The organism is Nitrospira sp. T9, from assembly GCF_052156535.1.
Classification (GTDB): domain Bacteria; phylum Nitrospirota; class Nitrospiria; order Nitrospirales; family UBA8639; genus Nitrospira_E.
Genome location: NZ_JBQKUP010000026.1, coordinates 79,036 through 99,481, shown reverse-complemented (window position 1 = coordinate 99,481; position 20,446 = coordinate 79,036). Strand labels below are relative to the sequence as shown.

The following is a 20,446-nucleotide window of genomic DNA, read 5'->3' as shown; positions in this document are numbered from 1 at the left end:
AACCACTCATTCATCGGACCAGGAAAATTCTTCTATGAAGAAACTTCATCGGACCATCGGCGGCACCATGCTTACCTCACTTCTCCTCATCACGACCCCTGCCCTTAGCGCAAGCCCAGAAAACATGGTACTCGTGCCCAGGGGAGAGTTTGTTATGGGGAGCAACGACCATCAAGATGAGAAACCTCATAATGTGGTCCTCGATGCCTATTATATCGACACGTATGAGGTATCCAACAAAGATTATAAGGAATTCATGAAGACCACGGGGCATCCCGCTCCTGCCTACTGGGATGACCCTCGATTAAATAAGCCCGAGCAACCGGTGGTGGGCGTCAACTGGTATGACGCCAGCGCCTTTTGCGAATGGAAGGGGAAACGGTTACCGACAGAGGCGGAATGGGAGCGAGCGGCGAAAGGTCCCGATGGGCATGCTCACTACCCCTGGGGGCACCAACTTGATTCTTCCAAGGCCAATTATGGACAGACGGTTGGGAAAACTACTCCTGTGGATTCCTACCCAGAAGGGAAGAGCGGGTACGGAGCATATAATATGGCGGGCAACGTCTTTGAATGGGTTTCAGATTGGTATGACCCCGGGTATTTCAATGTCAGTCCCGCCATGAATCCCCAGGGTCCGGCCACAGGGCTCAACTTTGCGAATCAGGGACCGGTCAAAACATTAAAAGGTGGGTCCTGGCTGGCTCCGGCAAGTTCACTTCACACAAGTCATCGTTTCTGGAATCAACCGGAGAACAATTCCTATGGCGTAGGCTTAGGTTTTCGATGTGCCCAGTCGGCTTCACCATCAGGCCTTCAAATGGTCCAATATGATTTCATGCTCTCTCTAATCAGCATGGGTCAGGAAAAATGGGAAGAGGCTCTGAAGTCTATTGAAAAAGCCTTGAAGGCCGATCCGGAAAATGCGGAATACCTGCAGACCCAGACCTTGATCATGGATCAAATACGTAAAGGGAAAAAGTAAATCGGGGAGCTCTGGATGAACACATTCTGACTATTCCTCCATTAGCCTTTAACCAAACGGGAAGAACGTTATGACAAACATACAACCAGGAGAAGTCACAAAAGAACGCTTGTCCAGATCCCAAGGACGCCTGCCTGTAGCAGGCGTCCTCCTGGGTGGGCTCCTGTTCACGCTTAATCCGTCGTCAGCATTCGCTCAGGACACTGCTGGAGTGCCCGAAAGAATGGCCTATGTGCCCTTCGGTCCAGCCATCATGGGAATCGATAAAGACCCGTCAGAGGCCAGCGCCACACGTGAATCCGCCACGCTGTATCAAAGACGAATGAGTATGCCCTGGTCCAAGCAGGCCTTTCATGATGAGGGACCGGCCCACTGGGTAGTCCTTGATGGGTTTTTCATTGATAAATTTGAGGTATCCAACAGCGATTTTGCAAAATTCATGAAGGAAAAGGGGCATCCTGGACCGGCCTATTGGGACGATCCTCGATTGAATAAACCCGACCAGCCGGTGGTTGGTGTAAATTGGTTTGACGCCAAGGCCTATTGCGAATACAACGGCAAAAGACTCCCGACCGAGGCCGAATGGGAACGGGCGGCTCGAGGCCCAGAGGGATTTCAATATCCGTGGGGCAATGAGTTTGATCCGGCAAAAGCCAACTATGGCAAAAATCATGAAGCCACCCTCCCAGTGGACTCCATGCCTGAAGCAGCAAGCCCCTATGGACTCCACCACATGGCAGGCAACGTCTTTGAATGGGTGGAAGACTGGTATGATCCGGACTTTTATAAAAAGACACCGCATCCCGTGAACACCCAGGGTCCGCTTAAACCCATTTGGATTGGAGGAACCGGCACATATGTGGATCGCTTAACCGTTGGAGCCAAGCGGGTCATTCGGGGTGGATCATGGATTGCAGCACAATCCAGTATTACCACAACACATCGGTTCTGGAATCATCCTTCCAATAACAGCTATGGGGTGGGTCTTGGATTCCGATGCGCTAAGACCGCTTCCAATGCAGTGAATGACAAAGTACGAACGGCCACGATTGACGCTATGAAGAGTATGGGACAAGAAAAATGGCAGGAGGCCAGGACACATCTGATGACTGCCCTTGAACTTGACCCCCATAATACAGAACTTCAACAGATGCAGGAGATAGTCCAAGGGAAAATTCAGTAGGAACAGTCCATGAGGGTCAATCAACTAAAGAAAAGAATAGGAAAAAACATGCGAGTGGTCTCCTCCTATTTAGTGAGTATCCTCCTCCTTATCGCCCTTCCATGGATGGATGGTGGAACTCCGGTCTACGGAGTTCCACCACTGATGACAGAGGAGACAGAAGGGGCCCGGGACCTCATTTATCAATCTGCTCAGGCCACAGAATACGCCTGGGAGGAGTTTCATGCTGCTGCCATCGGCGGAACACTGGCTTCACCAGCGGTTCAATCCAGCATTGAACAACAGTTACATGAAGCTCGCGCGTTGTTGATGGAGGCCAGAAAAGCTGAGCGGGACAACCAAATTGATTCCGTAAAAACTCTCACACAGAAAATCCTACAGATCACTCAGAACATTGTGCGAGCCAGTCGGGAGAAGAAACAATGAAGATGTGGTGTTTAATGATAATCGCACTCATGCTGGCAACCATCCCACAGGCTGCCACTGCAGTGGAGGGACCCATCATTGAAAAGGATCCGGTAGAAATGATCACCATTCCGGCCGGTCCATTCATTCGCGGGAGCGCCCCCGGAGAGGGTCGCCTCGACGAGCAACCTCGCCGCAAGATTTATCTCAATGCCTTTGCCATCGACAAGTATGAAGTAAGCAATGGGCATTATATGAAATTCCTGGAGGAAACATTACATAAGCCTCCAATGAATGTGTTTTCCGAGCGCCCGTTCAATCAAGAGGAGGGGATTGCCGACCTGCCGGTAGTTCAGGTCACCTGGCATGATGCTGTCGATTATTGCTTCTGGGCTGGCAAACGTCTTCCCACCGAGGCTGAATGGGAGAAGGCGGCTCGAGGAAACGATGGCCGACTCTACCCCTGGGGGGACGAGACTCCCACCCCCCAGAAAGCCAACTATGAAGGAGACTGGGAAGAGAAAAAGACCTTCGTGGAGGTGACGGCTCTTCCGGAAGGCCAATCACCATACGGACTCCGAAACCTGGCCGGCAATGTCCGTGAGTGGGTTCAGGACTGGTACGACTCCGAATACTACTCCAGTGCTCCGGACAAAAATCCCATGGGCCCCGAAGCCGGGATTCTCAAAGTGCTCCGTGGAGGTTCATGGAAAAGTTTTGATACCGATTTGAGAGCGACCTCCAGAGGCAAAGGTGGATTTGCTTTAAAAACTCATGGCATTGGGTTTCGATGTGCGCGGGACATCGGCCCAGGTCAAACCGCAGCACAAGGCAATACCCAGTAAGGAGTCATGAAGGTATCATGATGAAAATTTTACACGCCCTCTGGTTTACTTCAGCGGTCATCCTGTTTGGCTTTACCATGCCAGATATGGCCGAGAGTGAAGAAAGCAACCATTCGACAAAGGGAATCAGACCGGAAATCGTAGCCGATTTCATTTATGCGGTGATTGAATCGGATCGCACCTTGTATACCACGCATATCGTCGACCGCATGCAGGAAACAGGGACCGTTGTCGCCTCGGAAGCCTGGGAGTCCAGGAACGCTCTACCCCTACCGGCTCAGATGTTGCTGTTATCAGGATCGGCAGTGAAGAAGAAAGGCGTCGGCCTTGAGTATCGTCTAGCAAGCCTTCTTCCTATTTACCAAAAAAATGGTCCTGCCACTGACTTCGAAGCAGCTGGTCTGGCGGCCGTAGAACGTGAACCTGCTCAACCATACACAGGCTACATCACCAGGGGTGAACAGACATATTTCCAGGCAATTTATGCAGACAGGGCAATTTCCAAGGCCTGCGTCAATTGTCACAATACGCATCTGCTCAGTCCTAAGCGCGATCGCAAGCTGGGGGATGTCATGGGCGGAATTATCATCTCCTTCCCCGTGAATTAAGTAAGGAAGCATAGAACAAAAATTATTAGGTACGATGGCGACAGGCAGACAATCATGGTGAATGTGAGGACAGAAACCTTCCCTACCAGAAGAGGAACATTACTCGCAATGTTCATCTACTCTTTCTGGTGGGTCTTCCTTCCTGTGGATTCCGGATTTGCCTATGAGGAAGTCTCAAATTTTACGGGTGGGAATCTTAAGGGGACAGCTTTCATCAAGGAAACGCCCGTTTCTCCTCGACGATTCAATCTCGTTCTCTATGCCGATCCCTATTATTGTGGACGCATTTCGGACGGGAAAGGGTGGCGTATTTCACCTATCACTCGATTGGGACAAGACCATACTCTCCCGGGTGCCGTTGTCTATCTGGAAAACGTTCCACGGGGAAAACCCGCTCCCTCGACACCGGGCATTATTCAAACCAAAGACTGCATGTTTCTTCCGTATGTCAGCACCGCAAAAGCCGGTCAGCAATTTCATTTTCAAAATTGGGATCCCGTTGAACACAAGCTCGAAATTTTTCTGACCTCTGACAGGGGTGGACTTTATCTATTCGGGAAGAATCTTCCACCGCATCCCGACAATCGTAAGAGTGATTTTCTTTCAGAAGGCATCACCGGCACACATCGAGCCGGGGCGGAAATCACTTATGCGGTGGATGAGACGGGGGTTGTCCTCTTTCGGTGTAGCTACCATGAATACATGGAAGCTTGGAGTGTCCTCCTTCCACATCCCTATGTCACTATGGCCGGAAAACGAGGTGAATTTTCCATCACCGACATTCCGCCTGGGACCTACAATCTCGTCATCTGGCATCCCATGGGTCAGACTACAACGACCATTCGCATCCTTCCCGAGCGCACCCTCAACGTTGACGTGGATGTTCTCTCAACTTCGGCCACCGTCTATCCCGAAGACACCCATAAGCCCGATCCTTTTGGCATTGATCTGGTAGGGGATGCTCATATTGTTCCTTCAGTGGATTTACAAGAATGGGATGCCCCCTCGGAAGTCGGAAGATAGGAGACTGGATATGAAGATTGTCATTGCCGGTGGAACAGGATTTATCGGACGAGAGGTTTGCCGGGTGTTGATTGATGAAGGGCATTCCATAATCATTCTCACCCGCCATGCTGGGAATTACAGCGCGTCTTGCGCCCCACACAGTCATTTCGTCCAGTGGGACGGCGAAACTCAGGGACCATGGGTGCAGGAATGCGACGGCGCAGATGTCGTCATCAATTTATCCGGTGCACCGATTGCAGATTCCCACTGGACGGACAAACGAAAACACGAGCTTATTGACAGCCGGGTGCAGCCGACTCGAGCCTTGCTTCAAGCCATCCCAAGCTGGGGGAAAAAACCACACACCTTTATTTCCGCCTCAGGAGTCGGCTTCTATGGGGCCAGGGGTGAAGAAGAGCTGAATGAATCTTCTCCTCCTGGCAAAGGCTTTCTTTCGGATCTTTGTCAGGTTTGGGAAAATACGGCCATGGAAGCCGAAGCCTTGGGTCTTCGGGTCATTCCAATCCGATTCGGAATGGTCTTAGGACCAGAAGGGGGAGCCTTATCAAAAATGTCTTTGCCCTTTCGCTTGTTTCTGGGCGGTCCCGTTTTACCAGGAACGCAATATGTTTCGTGGATTCACCGTGATGATCTTGCCCGTCTCATTCTTTTTGTGATCACCCGCTCTACACTAGTCGGACCGGTCAATGGAGTCGCCCCCGAAACAGTCACCATGCGCGACTTTTGTACGACATTGGGGCAATCCATGAACCGTCCATCCTGGTTCCCCGTTCCGGAATTTATGTTGGACATCGCCCTGGGAGAGCTTGCCACGATGCTGACAACCGGCCAACGCGTTCACCCGCAAAAAGCCCTGAAGAGTGGATTTTCCTATTCCTATCCCACCCTCCAGAAAGCATTACAATCAATATTTGGCAAACCATCATCTCAAGCAACATAGCTGGACCATGACCATTTAAGCTAAGGAGCAAACCTATGAACATCACAGATAACAAACAATCACTTTGGTTACTCTTTATCATGCTGTGTTTTCCGGTTTTGACTGCCGGATTGATTATTATTTTCGGGGGATCCTCCGTCTTGGGAGCGCCTCTCTTATTAGAGAAAGGCAGCCTCATCCCCTCTGTGACCGTTATCGGAAAAGATGGGGAGGCCATTTCCCTCGATACTCTCAAGGGAAAAGTGACGTTAATCAGTGTTGTGCCACAGCTGAATACTCCGGTGTGCGATGAACAGACTCACCGGTTCAGTGAACGCAATGGAGGCTTGGATCAATTGATGTCATTTGTCACCCTTAGTACCAATACCTATAAGGATCAACAGGAATTTTCTGATAAGGCGGATATTCATAATATGACATTTTTATCGGACGCTCCTGATTATCACTTCGGCACACATACAGGCCTTCTGCTAAAAGATCTGAGCATCCTTCATCGCGCCGTGGTCGTGCTGGATACTAAGGGGATTATTCGATATGTTGAAATGGTACCCATGGGACAGCTGCCTGATTTTGACCAGGCCTTGCAGGTGTCCCGAAGCCTGCTCGCCAATGTTTCTTAAGAGGTGACGCGATGACTGAACACATTCTCATTTTTTTCAATTTGTTGGCCAGCGCTGTGTTGGTCGGGAAAATTATCTTTCTTTCCTTTGTCACAGCACCCGTGCTTTCCCGGACGCTGGATGCCGATGCTTTTGCACGAGTCGTGCGAAGTCTGTTTCCTCCCTACTACGGATTGGGAATGCTCAGTGCCGCCGTTGGATGGTTCACCAGCCTTGCCCTGGGTTTTTTCCATGGATTCGGACCCGTGGTACTTGTACCCGCTACGTTGTGGTTGGGAATACTCGCAATCGAGCAGTATTGCCGAACTCCTCTGATTGCCCAGATTAATGAACTCAGCGATCAGCTCAAAGCCAAACAACTTAAAGGGATTTCCACGCCTCTCCTTCAACGACAAAGAGATGGCCTCCATCGGCGTTCCGTTCAATTGAATTCCATTGTGCTGCTCATGGGTTTGTGTGTCCTCGGTTTTTCCAGTATGTCACCCGCACTGTCTTAAAGGAGATTGCTATGCTGATACGCTTACCCTTCAATACCTATGCAAGTCCGTGTCTCAACATTTTAGGAGCCGTGGTCCTTTCAGCGATGGTATGCACCCCATGGGCCTTGGGTGAGGATGTCCGCTCTATTGATTCAGCAGCTCCCACGAATCCTCATGCCAGTCCTCCAGGCCCCAACACCCCCCCTCCCTCGGGGATTGTGGGACTTGCCTTGCATATCACAGCCGGTCGAATTGGAGAACCCGCTCGATTGATCATTCGCGCAGTGCATCCGTCCGGGCCCGCCGCACGGGCGGGACTGAATCATGGGGAGGAAATTCTGACCGTTGACGGGGTCCCCGTGGCCGGCAAAACCTATCAGGAAGCGGTCGGGCTCATCCGCGGAGAAATAGGAAGCACCGTAAGACTGGGACTCACGGGACCGCAAGGAGAACACACCGTGAGCCTGGTTCGAATCAGCGAATCGGTCTTAATGGAGCAAACACCTCAAGCCATGTGAGTAAGGAAAATTGCAGACGGCAAGGTGGTATAAACTGACGCCACCATGCGCAACCACCAATCAGGCTAATACGGTTAGTGATGAGAACTACCATGGCCATAGCTCCCTCTATCAGATTTTGTAAAAATTATTTTCGCCTGAGGGATTCCCTTCCTCGAATCGGATTTGGTTTTTTACACAACCCGCCTCTTATCAATTGTGGATCATACCAAATCCCGTTCACAGGCATTCAATCAACGCGTACCAGGAGTTTTAAATAATCCAAAAGACTCTCCGTGAACCGGTGAACCTCAACTGAAAGAATGAGTATGACCATGACCACACAACTCATCGCCATTGATCACGCGAAAGACCGGAGTACTTCGGAAAAAGAAGCTCTGACAAGGAACCAACTGCAAGACCTGAAACCGCGATTGGGCATCAGCCAATGCCTGCTCGGCGACACGGTTCGATACGATGGCGGACACAAACGGGATGCCTTCCTCACAGATGTGCTGGCCCCCTTTGTCGAATGGCTCCCGGTCTGTCCGGAAGTCGAAGCGGGACTGGCCACCCCGCGAGAGGCCATGCATTTGGCCGGGGATCCCGATGCGCCACAACTCCTGACCATCCGCACTCACATTGATCACACCATGACACTCCAGACCTTTAGTCAGCGCCGGGTTCAGGAATTACAAGAAACTGATTTAGATGGATATATTTTCAAAAAAAGCTCCCCCAGTTGCGGAGTCTATCGGGTCAAGGTCTATACCGAGAAAGGGCAACCTTCTAAACAGGGTACCGGTATTTTTTCAGCCGCCTTTCAAAAAGCGTTTCCCCTGCTCCCTGTAGAGGAAGAAGGACGCTTGAGCGACGCACCAATTCGGGAAAACTTTATCGAACGCATTTTCTGTTATCGGAGGTGGAAAACCCTTTTTCAACAGGGTCGTATCAGCCGTGGGGCCATTGTCCAATTCCATACCCGCCACAAATATTTATTGCTCACCCACAGCCGCTCGCATTATCAGGACCTTGGACAACTCATCGCGAAGGCCGGCCAATACACACCCGGTGAGCTGGCCAATCATTATGGCCCGCTCTTTATGGACGCCCTGAAAAGCAAGGCCACCGTGCGAAAACATGTGAATGTGCTCCAGCATCTGGCGGGCCACTTTAAAAACCAACTGAGCCCGGTTGAACGAGCCGAGTTGCAGGAAACCATTCAGGATTACCACCGGCATCTCACCCCCCTGGCTGTGCCGCTCACGCTCATTAAACATTATGTGCGCATCCTGGCCGTACCCTATTTAGTTGACCAGATTTATCTCAACCCGCACCCCAAAGAACTCATGTTGCGCAACCATGTCTAACAACCCAAAAGATTCCCAGACCTATCGGATTAAATCTGTGGCCAGTACCACCGGACTCAGCACCCACGTGATCCGGAAATGGGAAGAACGCTACCATTTAGTCCATCCGCAGCGAGGCACTAACGGCTATCGTCTCTTTACCGAAGATGACATTCAATTTCTCCTCTATCTGAAATCACAATTGGATCACGGTGAATCCATTGGTCAATTGGCCCAGGCTGGGGAGCAGGAACTCCGACATTCGATGAATCATGTCCCTCTCAACCTCTCGGGGATAGCCCCCACCTATTGGAATGACACTCAGGAAATGATTCGTTTGGCCCGCCACCAGGACGTCCAAACCATTACCATCAAGCTTGAAAAGTGGATCAATCACATGGGGCTTGAGAAAGCCCTGGATAACATTATTTTTCCGGTCTTGCGTCTGATTGGCGACCTGTGGCATCAAGGAGGAATGAGTCTAAGAGGGGAACAAAGCGTGAGCCGCGTGGTGCGTCAACGCCTCATTAACGTTCTACGCGAAGAACCTCCTCTGGGAGGACCGTACGCCTTAATCGCCTGTGTGCCTGGTGACTTTCATGAAATTGCTCCCCTGACTGCGGCGGTTCTTCTGCGAGGGCTTGGATGGCACAGCATCTATCTCGGGCCCAATGTTGCATTTGAGATGCTGGAAATGGCTCTGCGCCGGAAACACACACAGCTCATTCTCCTTTCCTGTAATCTTGAACCGGAAGAGAAAATACTACGATCCTGGCTGCAAAAGATCACTCGACTTCTTCAACCATTGTGTGCGGTAATGGTGGGGGGGCCGGGGTTTAAACCGTATGAGCCTCTTCTTCGCACTCACAACATTACCTATTTCACCCAAGTCCATGACGTCAAAACGTTGCAACAACGAACTGGCATGGCGGAAAGCGCCAGGGCTTTCCACCCATAATAATTCTCTCCTGGCAACAGTAAGGAGTCCGCAACATGTCAGAACCTAAAAAAGCTATTCTTCTTGTCGGACACGGAGGCATTCCCAAAGGCTACCCGGCTGATCTCATTACAAAACTGAAACGCCTTGAAGCCCAGCGAAGGGCAACGGGCAGTCCCATGTCGCCCGAAGAATTAGAGTTGGACACCAAAGTCCGCACATGGCCGCGGACCCCTGAGACAGATCCTTACAAGGCCGGCCTCGAAACCCTCGGAGCCGTAATGAAGCCACTTTTGAATGGATCCTTGTTTGGCCTGGCGTATAACGAGTTTTGTGGACCCACACTGGCCGAAGCGGTGGAATCCCTCATTCGCCAGGGAGCACAGACTATTACAGTGGTTTCGACCATGTTTACTCCCGGAGGATCGCATTCCGAAAGTGAAATCCCCGAAGAACTGGAAGAACTCCGCAAGAAACATCCGAAAATCACTCTCATCTATGCCTGGCCCTATAATCTGGAAAAGGTCTCAAAAATGCTGATGGAGCACATCCAACAATTTTCATAGGCTGTCATTCTTGCCCCCTTCGGGAATACTCGCAAAAAGAGGTAAGCAAAAGCGCATGGCAGCGAAAGGGCAACGCACCTTGACCAACAAGCAAAAGCCCCCGCAGAAATCCCCAAAACTGGATACCATCCATCATGTGGCGATTCCCGTCCCCAATGTGGCCGAAGCGGTTGAATGGTATACCTCCCGTTTCAACTGTTGTGTCGATTATATCGATGACACCTGGGCGCTTCTGGCCTTCGCCAATACCAAGCTCGCCCTGGTCCTTCCTCGGGAACATCCGTCTCATTTTGCGCTCAGTCGTCCAGATGCCCACAAATTTGGAGAGCTTGTTACCCATCGTGACGGACTCAATTCGGTTTACATCACCGATGCCTTCGGCAATTCCATTGAGGTGTTAGAAGAGTCATAATTTGCAGGTCTTTCGACACAGCAGGCATATCCTTTTATCCTCCTGGGCCTAAAAAAACACACATCTTCTATGATGAATGCTGATGTGCTCATTATCGGAGCCGGCCTTGCCGGACTTTCCTGCGCAAATACCTTAGCGGATCATGGGATAGATTTTTTACTTCTGGAAGCATCCGAAGAGGTAGGAGGGCGAATTGGATCAGATCACCTCGACGGCTTCATTTTAGACCGGGGCTTCCAGGTTTTTTCCACGGCTTATCCTGAAGCCAAACGCATGCTGGATTATCCTTCCCTCGAGCTTCATCATTTTTTCCCTGGTGCGGTGATTCGGTGTCTTGGAAAATGGCATCGAATGCCGGATCCCTTTCGTCATCCCATGCAGAGCATTCAGGCGCTTTTCACTCCTGTTGGTACCCTTTCAGATAAAATTCGAATGGCAACATTTCGCCATCTGGCCCGGTCAGGAAATCTGAACGATCTGTTTCAAAGGCCCGAAACCTCAACATTCCAACACCTCAAAAATTTCGGATTTTCTTCCTCCATGATCGAACGATTTTTTCGACCATTTCTTGGTGGTGTATTTTTGGATCCGGAATTACAGACTTCCAGTCGTATGGCGGAATTTCTCTTTCGAATGTTTGCGTCTGGAAACATTTCACTTCCCGGCAGGGGGATGGGAACCATACCCCGACAACTGGTATCCCGTCTTCCAGCAGGACAAATTCGAACTCAAGCGAGGGTCACATCCATTCAGAAGACATCGGTAACCTTGGAATCCGGGGAAGTCCTATCCGCTCGCGCCATTGTCCTGGCTACCGACGGACCAGCCGCAACGAGACTTGTTCCCGGCCTCAAATCATCTCCCTATCGCCGCGTGACCTGTCTCTACTATGGCGCCCCTGAGGCGCCATTTTCAGGGCCATTTCTATTATTGAACGGAGAGGGAGCCGGTCCAATCAATAATCTCTGTGTCCTCACTCAAATCGCCCCGACCTATTCCACGTCCAAAAGCCAGTTGATCTCCGTTTCAGTGCTCAACCATGATGATTCTTCAAAAAAAGACCTTGCCACCCGGGTTCGCCAACAATTGCGGGAATGGTTTGGCTCACCAGTAGAAGACTGGCAGCCAATTCGCGCCTATCACATCGCAGCCGCTCAACCCGTCCAGGTCCCACCATTTCCTAACCCGTTCTCCCGTCAGACACATGTTCAGGATGGCGTCTTCGTCTGTGGAGATTTTTGCGCCACCGGGACTATCGATGGAGCCATCTTTTCCGGTCGCCGTGCGGCGGAGGATATTCGAAAATGGCTGGAGGCATGATATCCGGCATTCTCCCTGTTTTCTAGAATTCCCCGCCCGACAACATTTGAATTTCGATGTCTGCCATTGAGAGGGGCTGCCTTCAGACACGCACATGCGGAGATTGGGCGGTCCGTTTGTCTAAGGTTTCTCCATTTCCCTTCGGCCTCCTTTTAGCCTCCGTCAGACTCCAGGGTGTACACTGAAAAAGGAACAACATTCAGAGACCTTAAGGAAAGGCACCTTGACATGGATCAAATTACCCCCAAATTTTCAGATACAGACATTCATATTCTGGAATGTGGCCTAGGATGGATTAAGGACGCTGAGGATGCTTTTGCCGACAAGCTTTTTCATCGCCTGTTGCGGGATCATCCTGAAGTCACAAGCTCTCTCCTCACAATGGGACTACAACCATTCAGCAGGCGAATCGTCCAGATTCTCGATACGATCATAAGGGAAATCCGCTCATGCGGAAAAATTCATTCATCCATCAGAGAACAATGGACAGACCTGCTTCCCACAACGGTGAACCACCTGGAACCTCAACAACTGCTCAGGATGGCGGAAACATATTTGGACATTTTCTCTGAGTTAGCGGAAGATGCCTGGAGCCCTGCCATGGAATCAGCGTGGGAAAAAATCATTCACGAGGTGAGCGTCAACTTGTGGGGACAAGAACCTGCATCATTGTCCCTTACAAACATTTCATTGCCTTTTCCATTCTTGAAAAGGAGGAATCATCGCATGACCCAACCGTTAACATTTTTTTTGGGGACTTTCATGATTTTGGCCGGCGGCATCGCCTCCATCGGTCTTTGGAGTCGTTATCGGCTGGCAGAAGCCAAGCTATCAAGGAACCTCAGGCTTAAAAAAGTTTGGTGCTGATTCGTCACCGGTGTGAGAACAATGTTCCAAGTGGATATTTCCCAAGAATCGGAAATATTGGGAAATGACCGTTCAGCGTAAAGAAGAAATATAATGAATCCCACATAGCAACGCCCAATGGCCTCAATCATGCTCGTCTTCGGAGTTCTGGCCATAGGGGGTCTTTTCGCCATGGTCGGCATCCCTCTGGCCGTGAGCCAACCGGTGACGATTCCCATTGCTTCCATCACAGGAGACATCGCGATGGATGCGGCAAATCCAATTTTGGAATCCGTCCCCGGAGTGGTCGTGCCATTGAGCGGGCAGACCATCGCCACCCCTATGCATCCCACCATCTCGGTGAAGACTGTTATGGTGAAGATGGCGACCAAGGGGAATGATATTGGTATCCGGGCGACTGTGGCCAATAACTGGTTTTCTAACGAGGGGTTATTGGGCCACAAGGTTTTAAGATCAAATGGCCATCCAATTTCCGGTTCAGGATTCCGAAGCGCCCCCCCCCTTTCAGTGCATGGGTCAATCGGGAGGAACCGTCAATATTTGGCGATGGAACGCTGAATGGCAAAAGGACCTCGGCGATGGAGTGGCCGGCATGTGGGACGTGGATCAACAATACCCCCTCAATCGTCTGGGACTACTATTATAAGAAACCCTCACGGGGCGTCACATATACGAATCGAACCGGACGAAGCTCCGGACCCTTTTATGAGGGCATCTGGTCTGGAAATATCATGTCAGACCCTTCACTCCGGATCAGTTCGGTAGAAGATCTGAACGCCAATGGCTTTAGCACTCTCACCCGGGCGACACAAAACGTGCTGGGCAACAAATTATTGGAACCGTATAGTGCCCTTAAGGGAGGGTGCTGCAATGGACCAACGTGGCGGGTCGTCATGAAACGATCCTTGACGACTGATGATCCCAGTGATCTCCAGCTTAAATCCGGTTCAAGCTTTCCGGTGGCCTTTACCGTGCAGGACGGCTCGAATGTAGAGCGTAATGGGATGAATGAGATTTCGACCTGGGTTACCGCTCAAAAGCCGAATTAGAAGAAATCGGAAACCCTCCAGTACTGCAAATCTCACAGCAATCTGGGGTTTAGGCGGATAGACCTCTGGAAAACTTAGTGGTGGCACGTCCTTCGAGGGTATGTCAGTTCAATTTTGACTGCGCCCATCAGGTGCCAAGAAACGGAGATACTTGGCCTTGCTCTCAATCCCAACTTTCCAAGTGTGGAGTTTTCACTAATTTTTGAGTTGAAATATTTCCGTGCCTTAAGAAACGATTTCTCCTGCTAAAATCGGAGTCTATCCTCTTAGCGCTTAAGTGGGAAACTGTCCCAATCCCCGTCCTTCTTCTGTGCCATATGACCTACCGGACTCATTCTTCTGCGGTTACAATCTAGAAACGACATCATAGCCTTTCAACCCAGATAAAGGGGGAATTTAACCGATGATCCAAATTTCCTATATCAGTTCGGCCACGAGATCCATGTCTCAGGATGATTTGGAGGATATTCTGAGGATTAGCCGCGAAAACAATGCCCAATCGGGCATTACGGGGATGCTGCTATATGGGAACAAAACCTTTATCCAAATCATGGAGGGGGAAGAAAAGGTGGTCAATGCGTTGATTGAGAAAATCAAACGGGACCCACGCCATACTGACTTTCACGTGCTCAAGAAAAAAACCATCGAACGCCGGGAATATTCTGATTGGAGCATGGGATTTAAACGGGTTTCCGGAGATGATTTTCAAGCCGTCAAGGGCCTCGAAACGCTATCGGAAAAAGACTTCAATACGGCATTTTTGGGAAGCCACGGGACCATTGTGGAATCCTTGATGGATCATTTTCGTAAGGACCGAATCAGAAAAATCGGGCAGGAAGAATTGTCCCTTGAAGAGGAAGATCGCCTCATTCAAATCCTTCATCAGACCATTCGGGCCGCAGTCAGAGTATTAGCCGTGCTGATGGTCTTTACGATTCTCTGGGGAGTGGTTGATGTCGTCTATATCATCTATTCAAAACTGATCTCGCCAAGTTTCACCACATTCAACATTCGGGATATCGTCAGCACATTTGGCGCCTTTTTAGCCGTACTCATTGCCATAGAAATTTTCATTAACATTACCCTCTATATCCGCAAAGATGTCATACACATTAAATTAGTCGTGGCGACCGCATTAATGGCCATCGCCAGAAAAGTGATCATATTCGATTTCAAAGAAATGACCCCGCCCTATATTTTTGGAACTGCTGCGGTCGTGTTGGCTTTGGGTATCACCTACTGGCTCATCGAAAGACGGCTCACCTGGAGTGAGCCGGATAATCTGTAATGATTAACGATGCAATTATCTGCCAATTTTCATTCACGGGAGACCAGCCGTGTCTTATGTCATATCCGCTGAAGACTTTTATATTCTCACCGCTACGTATTTCCCGGCAAGAGACTCTCGCGAAAAATAGCTAACAGGCTTACACCGTCGTTGGATATTCCTGCATTGCAGATTCCTGAGTCTTTACGCCCCTTTACACCTCGACCATCTATTAGCCCCTGCCCCCGCAATCGGTGTGTCCTGACACGTCCACCTCTCGATACCATTGAGGTATCCTTTGCACTTTTTCGAAGTCACATTTCGTTTGCACCGGAAGTTCGCGTGATTTAATCCATAAACCTGTGGTCTACCAACTTTCCTTTATTCATGCTGATTAACCAACTATCCCGTTCTAGAGAGACTGATTATTCCATTCGACAGAAATCCTCCGTCAACACATGAGGTCCGGCAGAATTGTCTAGGGTTTTGGATGTTCTCCTTGGAGAGTACGTGACTAGTGTAGTTAAATGGAATAAAGGGCTCAATGTTCTACAAAAATACTTATAAAAAGCGAAGGAAAGGGTCACAATTTTGTTGGGCTACCAGGTTGCCGTCAACTTATAGTATAGAAAAACCTTCTGACCTCTGAGAAATACTCATCTCCTCACTACGAAGTGGGGGAACGCATTCCAGGAAAATACTTAAAACCGTGAGCTTCTTGTTCGGTAATTAGGACAAAACGCATAGAGTGACTTCAGAAATGACGTTAATCTGTTCTGCAATATCTTAGGACAATACAATGCAAAAACTCATCTTTGAACAAAATCCGGAAATCCAGATCCCGAAGCGAGGGCAAGAGTCTGTTTGGAATTACCCCCGTCCACCCAGACTGCAGCGGGTTCATCAACAAATGAGAGTTGAGTTTGGGGGTTTGGTCTTGGCTGAAACAACCCAGGGCTATCGGATTCTCGAAACCGGAATCCCTCCGGTATATTATTTTCCCCCCACTGATGTCCGAATCGCCTATCTGATGCTGAGCGTAAGGCAAACCGTATGCGAGTGGAAAGGAATGGCGCGTTATTGGTCAATTAAGATTGGGAAACGAATGGCGCAAGATGCCGCATGGAGTTACCCACATCCCCGGGCAGGGTTTGAAGATATTTCCAATTATTTAGCATTTTATCCCGGGAAGGTGGATACCTGCTATGTGGGAAAGCAAAAGGTCAAACCACAGTCTGGTGAATTTTATGGCGGGTGGATCACCTCAAAAATCCTCGGTCCCTTCAAAGGCGAACCTGGCACTGCATTCTGGTAAGCCAAATTAAAAAAAAAAGATTACGAAGGTTGATCGGCCAACAAAAACATGTATGATCGGCCAACGACCGTTATCGTTAAAAAATTGGCAGGCAGTGTGGAGCCTTAAATTTTTGGCTTCGAGCAGCGCCGGAGGCATAAGACATGACAACAGAAACCTCCCCTGTCGTCGTCTGGTTTCGGCAGGATTTACGAATCAGGGACAATCCGGCACTGTTGGCCGCCCACCAAACAGGGCACCCTATTGTCCCGTTATTTATTTTGGACGAGGAAAATTGCGGAGAATGGAAGTTAGGGGGGGCCAGCCGGTGGTGGTTGCATGAAAGTCTCAAGGCACTGAACGAAGCCTTGAAGGGCCAACTATGCTTCAAGGCAGGACCGGCACAAAACATACTAATGGACGTCATCAAAGGGGCAGGAGCAGAAGCGATTTATTGGAACCGGTGTTACGAGCCCTGGCGAATCACTAGCGATGACGACGTTCAAGAGACATTGCAGACCAAAGGAATCGAGGTGCACACCTTTAACGGCTCCCTGCTTTTTGAACCCCAAACAGCGCTCAAAAGCGACGGCACTCCTTATAAGGTGTTCACGCCCTTTTATCAAAAAGGATGTCTCGGAAATGGCAATGAACCCCGACGACCCTCAAAAGCCCCAAAAGATTTAAAGCTATCCACACACAGAGGTGTGGCACTGATAGATTTAAAACTACTGCCGGCCGTTCCCTGGCACAAAAAATTCATAAACCATTGGAAGCCCGGGGAAACCGGGGCACAGGCCCGACTGAAGGCATTTCTCAAAAACGGCCTCAAACAGTACAAAGAAGGCCGGAACTATCCTTCTGGAAATAATGTCTCCCGATTATCGCCGCATCTGCATTTCGGAGAAATCTCACCGAATGAGGTGTGGTATGCCGCCAAACAACGCATGGGCACGGAAGGATGGCGGAAAGACGGGGAAACCTTTCTGAGTGAGCTAGGATGGCGGGAGTTTTCCCATAGTCTGCTCTTCCATTTCCCCGACCTCCCCCGAAAAAATCTGCAAAAGAAATTTAATAAATTTCCCTGGCGTAAGGACCAGAAATCTCTGAAAAGATGGCACCAAGGCCAAACCGGATACCCCATTGTGGATGCCGGCATGCGGGAGCTGTGGGAAACCGGTTACATGCATAACCGCGTGCGCATGGTTGTCGGATCGTTTCTGGTCAAAAACCTTATGTTGCATTGGCATCTGGGGGAGGATTGGTTCTGGGATACATTAGTTGATGCCGATCTTGCCAACAACAGTGCCAGCTGGCAATGGATCGCAGGCTGTGGAGCCAATGCCGCACCGTATTTCAGAATTTTCAACCCCGTCACGCAGGGGAAAAAGTTTGATCAAACTGGCGAGTATGTTCGACGGTTTATTCCCGAGTTAAAAAAAGTGCCAGACAAATATCTCCATAATCCTTGGGAAGCGCCTGAAAAAGTGTTAGTGCAGGCGGGTGTGCAACTTGGAGAAGATTATCCCCTACCGATCGTCACGCTCAGCGATTCCAGGGAGCGAGCGTTGAAAGCATTTTCTGAATTGGCATCGTAATTCACATGTTCCCTCCAAAGAGGTCATGATAGGACCAGAGTCCAATGGGTTGAGTGCTCCCTGATAACCTTTTAAATTCCATCTTGCGGGAGCTTATTCTCAATTAATTCGATGGGGCCATAGAGCACTCCTCGGCAATTCCCCCAGAAAAGAGGAGGCCGAAGTTGCGTTCATGGTGCAGACTGCCGGATGGGAATCGAAGCATGGTTAAAATACCAATTCTCTCAAAGGATCGCCATGCCTTGAAAGGAATTTAAACCAGACGCTTATGGTTTCTCTCTTCACTATTCCAGAACCCTGCCCTTCAGTATCAAGTGTTCCGCGGGTACATCCACTCCTGCTATTCACCTAAACAGAACAATAGGAATCCCAAGACCCCTCTTCTCCGTCCAAAAGACGAAGGTGAGAGGGTTAAAGGGACCATGAGGGTCTAAACCCTCTTCACCTTAGTAGCACATTGATCCGGCGGAACCTAATACAGAATACGGCCCGTTGGGGGGCAATGATTGCCCTGAAGTGGAGGATATCTATTAAAGAAAGAATTTTTCATTCCAACAGGACGCATCGGGCCAAGTGCGATAGACCCATGACCGGAATGATCTATGGAAAGGATCAGTGCCAAATCCTCATGGCCGTACTTCACTCACCTCCGTCAATGCAAGAATTAAGATAGAAATGTCAGGAGCGCATGAAGCTCAACTTGCTAATTTCAAAATTATTTCAGCATCTTGTACATCATTTTTGGAATGATCATGAGATGAATACATTCTTTCGCTTGCAGTGTCTAACGTTTGTCAAAGTTTAGATGGATGAAGGGAAGTCGGATACGTAAGATAGGGATAGAGGGAAATGAACCAAGACTCTAGAAATGATTTCTATGAAAATTTATTTACATCCTAATGGGTCAAACTTTTGAATCGTTTCAAAATGACGGAAAACATTCCATGAGAAAATTGGCAACACCAACTGGAATGTATGTTACGCAGGGCATTCTGGCTCTCATCATCTTGGGGGTACTCATCGCCTTCACGCCGGGCTTTCAACCATCTGGCATGGAACCCAACTCGGAGCACAGATTTTCTGATATCCGAATCGTCGAGCTTCAGGTCACCACCAGACCTGCACAGGGGGTAAACATTTATCATGTCCCTCGCAATGAAACTAGCACTTTCCATTACTAATCGTGATTGGGCACCAGATCTTCTCATTCGTTGTGGCATACGGCATCTGGTTCGCCAACGATTACATGAGATTTCCCACAAAAATGTGGAAGAGCTGGCCTCACTGAAGACCGCGTTTATTGCAACCATGTCTCGCTGCGATATCGCCATCCACGCTGATAAGGCCAATTTCCAACATTACGAGGTTCCATCGGATTTTTTTTACCGCGTGCTGGGGCCCCACATGAAGTACAGCTGCGGGTTCTGGCCTTCTGGGGTCGAGTCGCTCTCAGAGTCCGAAGAGTCTGCCTTAAGGGAATCATGTGCGCATGCTGATCTTCATGACGGACAATCTATCCTGGATTTGGGTTGTGGATGGGGATCTCTGTCGCTCTGGATGGCAGCCCAATATCCGCACAGTCTTATTAGGGCAGTCTCAAACTCTCATTCACAAAAAGCGTATATCGACTCTCAGGCACAACAACGCGGATTGCGCAATATTCACGTGGTGACTTGCGACATGAATAAATTTCACGTTGAACACAGTCAATTCGACCGGGTGGTGTCAGTGGAAATGTTCGAGCACATGCGGAATTGGTCTCACCTTTTTGATCGGATTCACGACTGGCTCAAGCCTGACGGGCGTTTCTTCATGCATATCTTCGTGCATCGAGCCGTCCCGTACACCTTCGAAGTGAGGGACGAGAGTGACTGGATGAGCCGCTATTTTTTCACCGGAGGCCTGATGCCTAGTGATGATCTGCCTTTGGCCATTCGAAGTCCGTTCAGCCTCGTGAATCGATGGAGATGGGCCGGCACACATTACGCACGAACGGCTAACGCCTGGCTAAAAAACATGGACTTTCACCGGGAAGCCTTGTGGCCTCTTTTCATCGAGACCTACGGAAAACAGGATGCGGACCTCTGGTGGGTCCGCTGGCGGATATTTTTTATGGCGTGTGCAGAATTATTCGGCCATCGTGAGGGGCAGGAATGGTCGGTCAGCCATTATCTTTTTGAGAAAGCCGACCTCACCTGA

22 protein-coding genes are annotated in these 20,446 nt (G+C 49.7%); all 22 read left to right on the top strand.

The features are described from left to right. Positions 1-34 precede the first annotated feature (34 nt). Positions 35-985 (top strand): SUMF1/EgtB/PvdO family nonheme iron enzyme, encoded by a 951-nt coding sequence (locus tag ACTRXD_RS03885; RefSeq protein ID WP_442430530.1) that lies wholly within the window; start codon positions 35-37, stop codon positions 983-985. Positions 986-1,055: 70 nt separating this feature from the next. Next, positions 1,056-2,168 carry a formylglycine-generating enzyme family protein gene (locus ACTRXD_RS03880; RefSeq protein ID WP_442430529.1) on the top strand — a complete coding sequence of 371 codons (1,113 nt, stop codon included), beginning with the start codon at positions 1,056-1,058 and terminating at the stop codon, positions 2,166-2,168. A gap of 48 nt (positions 2,169-2,216) precedes the next feature. Beyond that, positions 2,217-2,594, top strand: a complete 378-nt coding sequence (locus ACTRXD_RS03875; RefSeq protein ID WP_442430528.1) for a hypothetical protein — start codon at positions 2,217-2,219, stop codon at positions 2,592-2,594. Next, positions 2,591-3,418: a formylglycine-generating enzyme family protein gene (locus tag ACTRXD_RS03870; protein WP_442430527.1), complete on the top strand. Its 828-nt coding sequence runs from the start codon at positions 2,591-2,593 to the stop codon at positions 3,416-3,418. The genes ACTRXD_RS03875 and ACTRXD_RS03870 overlap by 4 nt, the downstream gene beginning before the upstream one ends. 17 nt (positions 3,419-3,435) lie before the next feature. After that, the gene (locus ACTRXD_RS03865; protein WP_442430526.1) at positions 3,436-4,026 is read left to right on the top strand and encodes a Tll0287-like domain-containing protein; all 591 of its coding nucleotides are present in this window, start codon (positions 3,436-3,438) and stop codon (positions 4,024-4,026) included. Between the two features lie 108 nt (positions 4,027-4,134). Continuing rightward, entirely contained in the window at positions 4,135-5,049 is a 915-nt protein-coding gene (locus tag ACTRXD_RS03860; protein ID WP_442430525.1) for a carboxypeptidase-like regulatory domain-containing protein, read from the top strand. A gap of 10 nt (positions 5,050-5,059) precedes the next feature. Continuing rightward, on the top strand, positions 5,060-5,992 hold the full coding sequence (locus ACTRXD_RS03855) for a TIGR01777 family oxidoreductase (protein ID WP_442430524.1): 933 nt from the start codon (positions 5,060-5,062) through the stop codon (positions 5,990-5,992). 35 nt (positions 5,993-6,027) lie between these two features. Then, positions 6,028-6,612, top strand: a complete 585-nt coding sequence (locus ACTRXD_RS03850; protein ID WP_442430523.1) for a redoxin family protein — start codon at positions 6,028-6,030, stop codon at positions 6,610-6,612. Between the two features lie 11 nt (positions 6,613-6,623). After that, a complete protein-coding gene (locus tag ACTRXD_RS03845) occupies positions 6,624-7,109 on the top strand; it encodes a DUF4149 domain-containing protein (RefSeq protein ID WP_442430522.1) in 486 nt (161 codons plus the stop codon). Positions 7,110-7,120: 11 nt separating this feature from the next. Continuing rightward, positions 7,121-7,609, top strand: coding sequence for a PDZ domain-containing protein (locus tag ACTRXD_RS03840; RefSeq protein ID WP_442430521.1), 489 nt, complete (start codon positions 7,121-7,123; stop codon positions 7,607-7,609). 314 nt (positions 7,610-7,923) lie between these two features. Next, positions 7,924-8,958, top strand: coding sequence for a YbgA family protein (locus tag ACTRXD_RS03835; protein WP_442430520.1), 1,035 nt, complete (start codon positions 7,924-7,926; stop codon positions 8,956-8,958). Beyond that, positions 8,951-9,895 carry a MerR family transcriptional regulator gene (locus tag ACTRXD_RS03830; RefSeq protein ID WP_442430519.1) on the top strand — a complete coding sequence of 315 codons (945 nt, stop codon included), beginning with the start codon at positions 8,951-8,953 and terminating at the stop codon, positions 9,893-9,895. Before ACTRXD_RS03835 ends, ACTRXD_RS03830 begins: the two co-directional genes overlap by 8 nt. Positions 9,896-9,930: 35 nt before the next feature. Continuing rightward, entirely contained in the window at positions 9,931-10,440 is a 510-nt protein-coding gene (locus ACTRXD_RS03825) for a sirohydrochlorin chelatase (RefSeq protein ID WP_442430518.1), read from the top strand. Between the two features lie 55 nt (positions 10,441-10,495). Beyond that, on the top strand, positions 10,496-10,852 hold the full coding sequence (locus ACTRXD_RS03820) for a VOC family protein (RefSeq protein WP_442430517.1): 357 nt from the start codon (positions 10,496-10,498) through the stop codon (positions 10,850-10,852). A gap of 69 nt (positions 10,853-10,921) precedes the next feature. After that, complete coding sequence (locus tag ACTRXD_RS03815; protein ID WP_442430516.1) at positions 10,922-12,172, top strand: NAD(P)/FAD-dependent oxidoreductase; 1,251 nt, start codon at positions 10,922-10,924, stop codon at positions 12,170-12,172. A gap of 228 nt (positions 12,173-12,400) precedes the next feature. Then, positions 12,401-13,039, top strand: a complete 639-nt coding sequence (locus ACTRXD_RS03810) for a globin (RefSeq protein WP_442430515.1) — start codon at positions 12,401-12,403, stop codon at positions 13,037-13,039. A 129-nt stretch (positions 13,040-13,168) separates the two neighbouring features. Beyond that, a complete protein-coding gene (locus ACTRXD_RS03805; protein WP_442430514.1) occupies positions 13,169-13,597 on the top strand; it encodes a hypothetical protein in 429 nt (142 codons plus the stop codon). Between the two features lie 20 nt (positions 13,598-13,617). Further along, a complete protein-coding gene (locus ACTRXD_RS03800; protein WP_442430513.1) occupies positions 13,618-14,088 on the top strand; it encodes a hypothetical protein in 471 nt (156 codons plus the stop codon). A gap of 403 nt (positions 14,089-14,491) precedes the next feature. After that, on the top strand, positions 14,492-15,376 hold the full coding sequence (locus ACTRXD_RS03795; protein WP_442430512.1) for a phosphate-starvation-inducible PsiE family protein: 885 nt from the start codon (positions 14,492-14,494) through the stop codon (positions 15,374-15,376). Positions 15,377-16,154: 778 nt separating this feature from the next. Next, positions 16,155-16,670, top strand: coding sequence for a DUF427 domain-containing protein (locus tag ACTRXD_RS03790; protein ID WP_442430511.1), 516 nt, complete (start codon positions 16,155-16,157; stop codon positions 16,668-16,670). Positions 16,671-16,813: 143 nt separating this feature from the next. Further along, positions 16,814-18,247: a cryptochrome/photolyase family protein gene (locus ACTRXD_RS03785; protein ID WP_442430510.1), complete on the top strand. Its 1,434-nt coding sequence runs from the start codon at positions 16,814-16,816 to the stop codon at positions 18,245-18,247. 1,143 nt (positions 18,248-19,390) lie between these two features. Beyond that, positions 19,391-20,446: an SAM-dependent methyltransferase gene (locus tag ACTRXD_RS03780; RefSeq protein ID WP_442430509.1), complete on the top strand. Its 1,056-nt coding sequence runs from the start codon at positions 19,391-19,393 to the stop codon at positions 20,444-20,446.

Excerpts from the sequence above, each read along its gene's own strand:
- ACTRXD_RS03885 (WP_442430530.1), top strand. The coding sequence starts at position 35 with ATGAAGAAACTTCATCGGACCATCGGCGGCACCATGCTTACCTCACTT.
- ACTRXD_RS03880 (WP_442430529.1), top strand. The coding sequence starts at position 1,056 with ATGACAAACATACAACCAGGAGAAGTCACAAAAGAACGCTTGTCCAGA.
- ACTRXD_RS03875 (WP_442430528.1), top strand. The coding sequence starts at position 2,217 with ATGCGAGTGGTCTCCTCCTATTTAGTGAGTATCCTCCTCCTTATCGCC.
- ACTRXD_RS03870 (WP_442430527.1), top strand. The coding sequence starts at position 2,591 with ATGAAGATGTGGTGTTTAATGATAATCGCACTCATGCTGGCAACCATC.
- ACTRXD_RS03865 (WP_442430526.1), top strand. The coding sequence starts at position 3,436 with ATGATGAAAATTTTACACGCCCTCTGGTTTACTTCAGCGGTCATCCTG.
- ACTRXD_RS03860 (WP_442430525.1), top strand. The coding sequence starts at position 4,135 with ATGTTCATCTACTCTTTCTGGTGGGTCTTCCTTCCTGTGGATTCCGGA.
- ACTRXD_RS03855 (WP_442430524.1), top strand. The coding sequence starts at position 5,060 with ATGAAGATTGTCATTGCCGGTGGAACAGGATTTATCGGACGAGAGGTT.
- ACTRXD_RS03850 (WP_442430523.1), top strand. The coding sequence starts at position 6,028 with ATGAACATCACAGATAACAAACAATCACTTTGGTTACTCTTTATCATG.
- ACTRXD_RS03845 (WP_442430522.1), top strand. The coding sequence starts at position 6,624 with ATGACTGAACACATTCTCATTTTTTTCAATTTGTTGGCCAGCGCTGTG.
- ACTRXD_RS03840 (WP_442430521.1), top strand. The coding sequence starts at position 7,121 with ATGCTGATACGCTTACCCTTCAATACCTATGCAAGTCCGTGTCTCAAC.
- ACTRXD_RS03835 (WP_442430520.1), top strand. The coding sequence starts at position 7,924 with ATGACCACACAACTCATCGCCATTGATCACGCGAAAGACCGGAGTACT.
- ACTRXD_RS03830 (WP_442430519.1), top strand. The coding sequence starts at position 8,951 with ATGTCTAACAACCCAAAAGATTCCCAGACCTATCGGATTAAATCTGTG.
- ACTRXD_RS03825 (WP_442430518.1), top strand. The coding sequence starts at position 9,931 with ATGTCAGAACCTAAAAAAGCTATTCTTCTTGTCGGACACGGAGGCATT.
- ACTRXD_RS03820 (WP_442430517.1), top strand. The coding sequence starts at position 10,496 with ATGGCAGCGAAAGGGCAACGCACCTTGACCAACAAGCAAAAGCCCCCG.
- ACTRXD_RS03815 (WP_442430516.1), top strand. The coding sequence starts at position 10,922 with ATGATGAATGCTGATGTGCTCATTATCGGAGCCGGCCTTGCCGGACTT.
- ACTRXD_RS03810 (WP_442430515.1), top strand. The coding sequence starts at position 12,401 with ATGGATCAAATTACCCCCAAATTTTCAGATACAGACATTCATATTCTG.
- ACTRXD_RS03805 (WP_442430514.1), top strand. The coding sequence starts at position 13,169 with ATGCTCGTCTTCGGAGTTCTGGCCATAGGGGGTCTTTTCGCCATGGTC.
- ACTRXD_RS03800 (WP_442430513.1), top strand. The coding sequence starts at position 13,618 with ATGGAGTGGCCGGCATGTGGGACGTGGATCAACAATACCCCCTCAATC.
- ACTRXD_RS03795 (WP_442430512.1), top strand. The coding sequence starts at position 14,492 with ATGATCCAAATTTCCTATATCAGTTCGGCCACGAGATCCATGTCTCAG.
- ACTRXD_RS03790 (WP_442430511.1), top strand. The coding sequence starts at position 16,155 with ATGCAAAAACTCATCTTTGAACAAAATCCGGAAATCCAGATCCCGAAG.
- ACTRXD_RS03785 (WP_442430510.1), top strand. The coding sequence starts at position 16,814 with ATGACAACAGAAACCTCCCCTGTCGTCGTCTGGTTTCGGCAGGATTTA.
- ACTRXD_RS03780 (WP_442430509.1), top strand. The coding sequence starts at position 19,391 with ATGTCCCTCGCAATGAAACTAGCACTTTCCATTACTAATCGTGATTGG.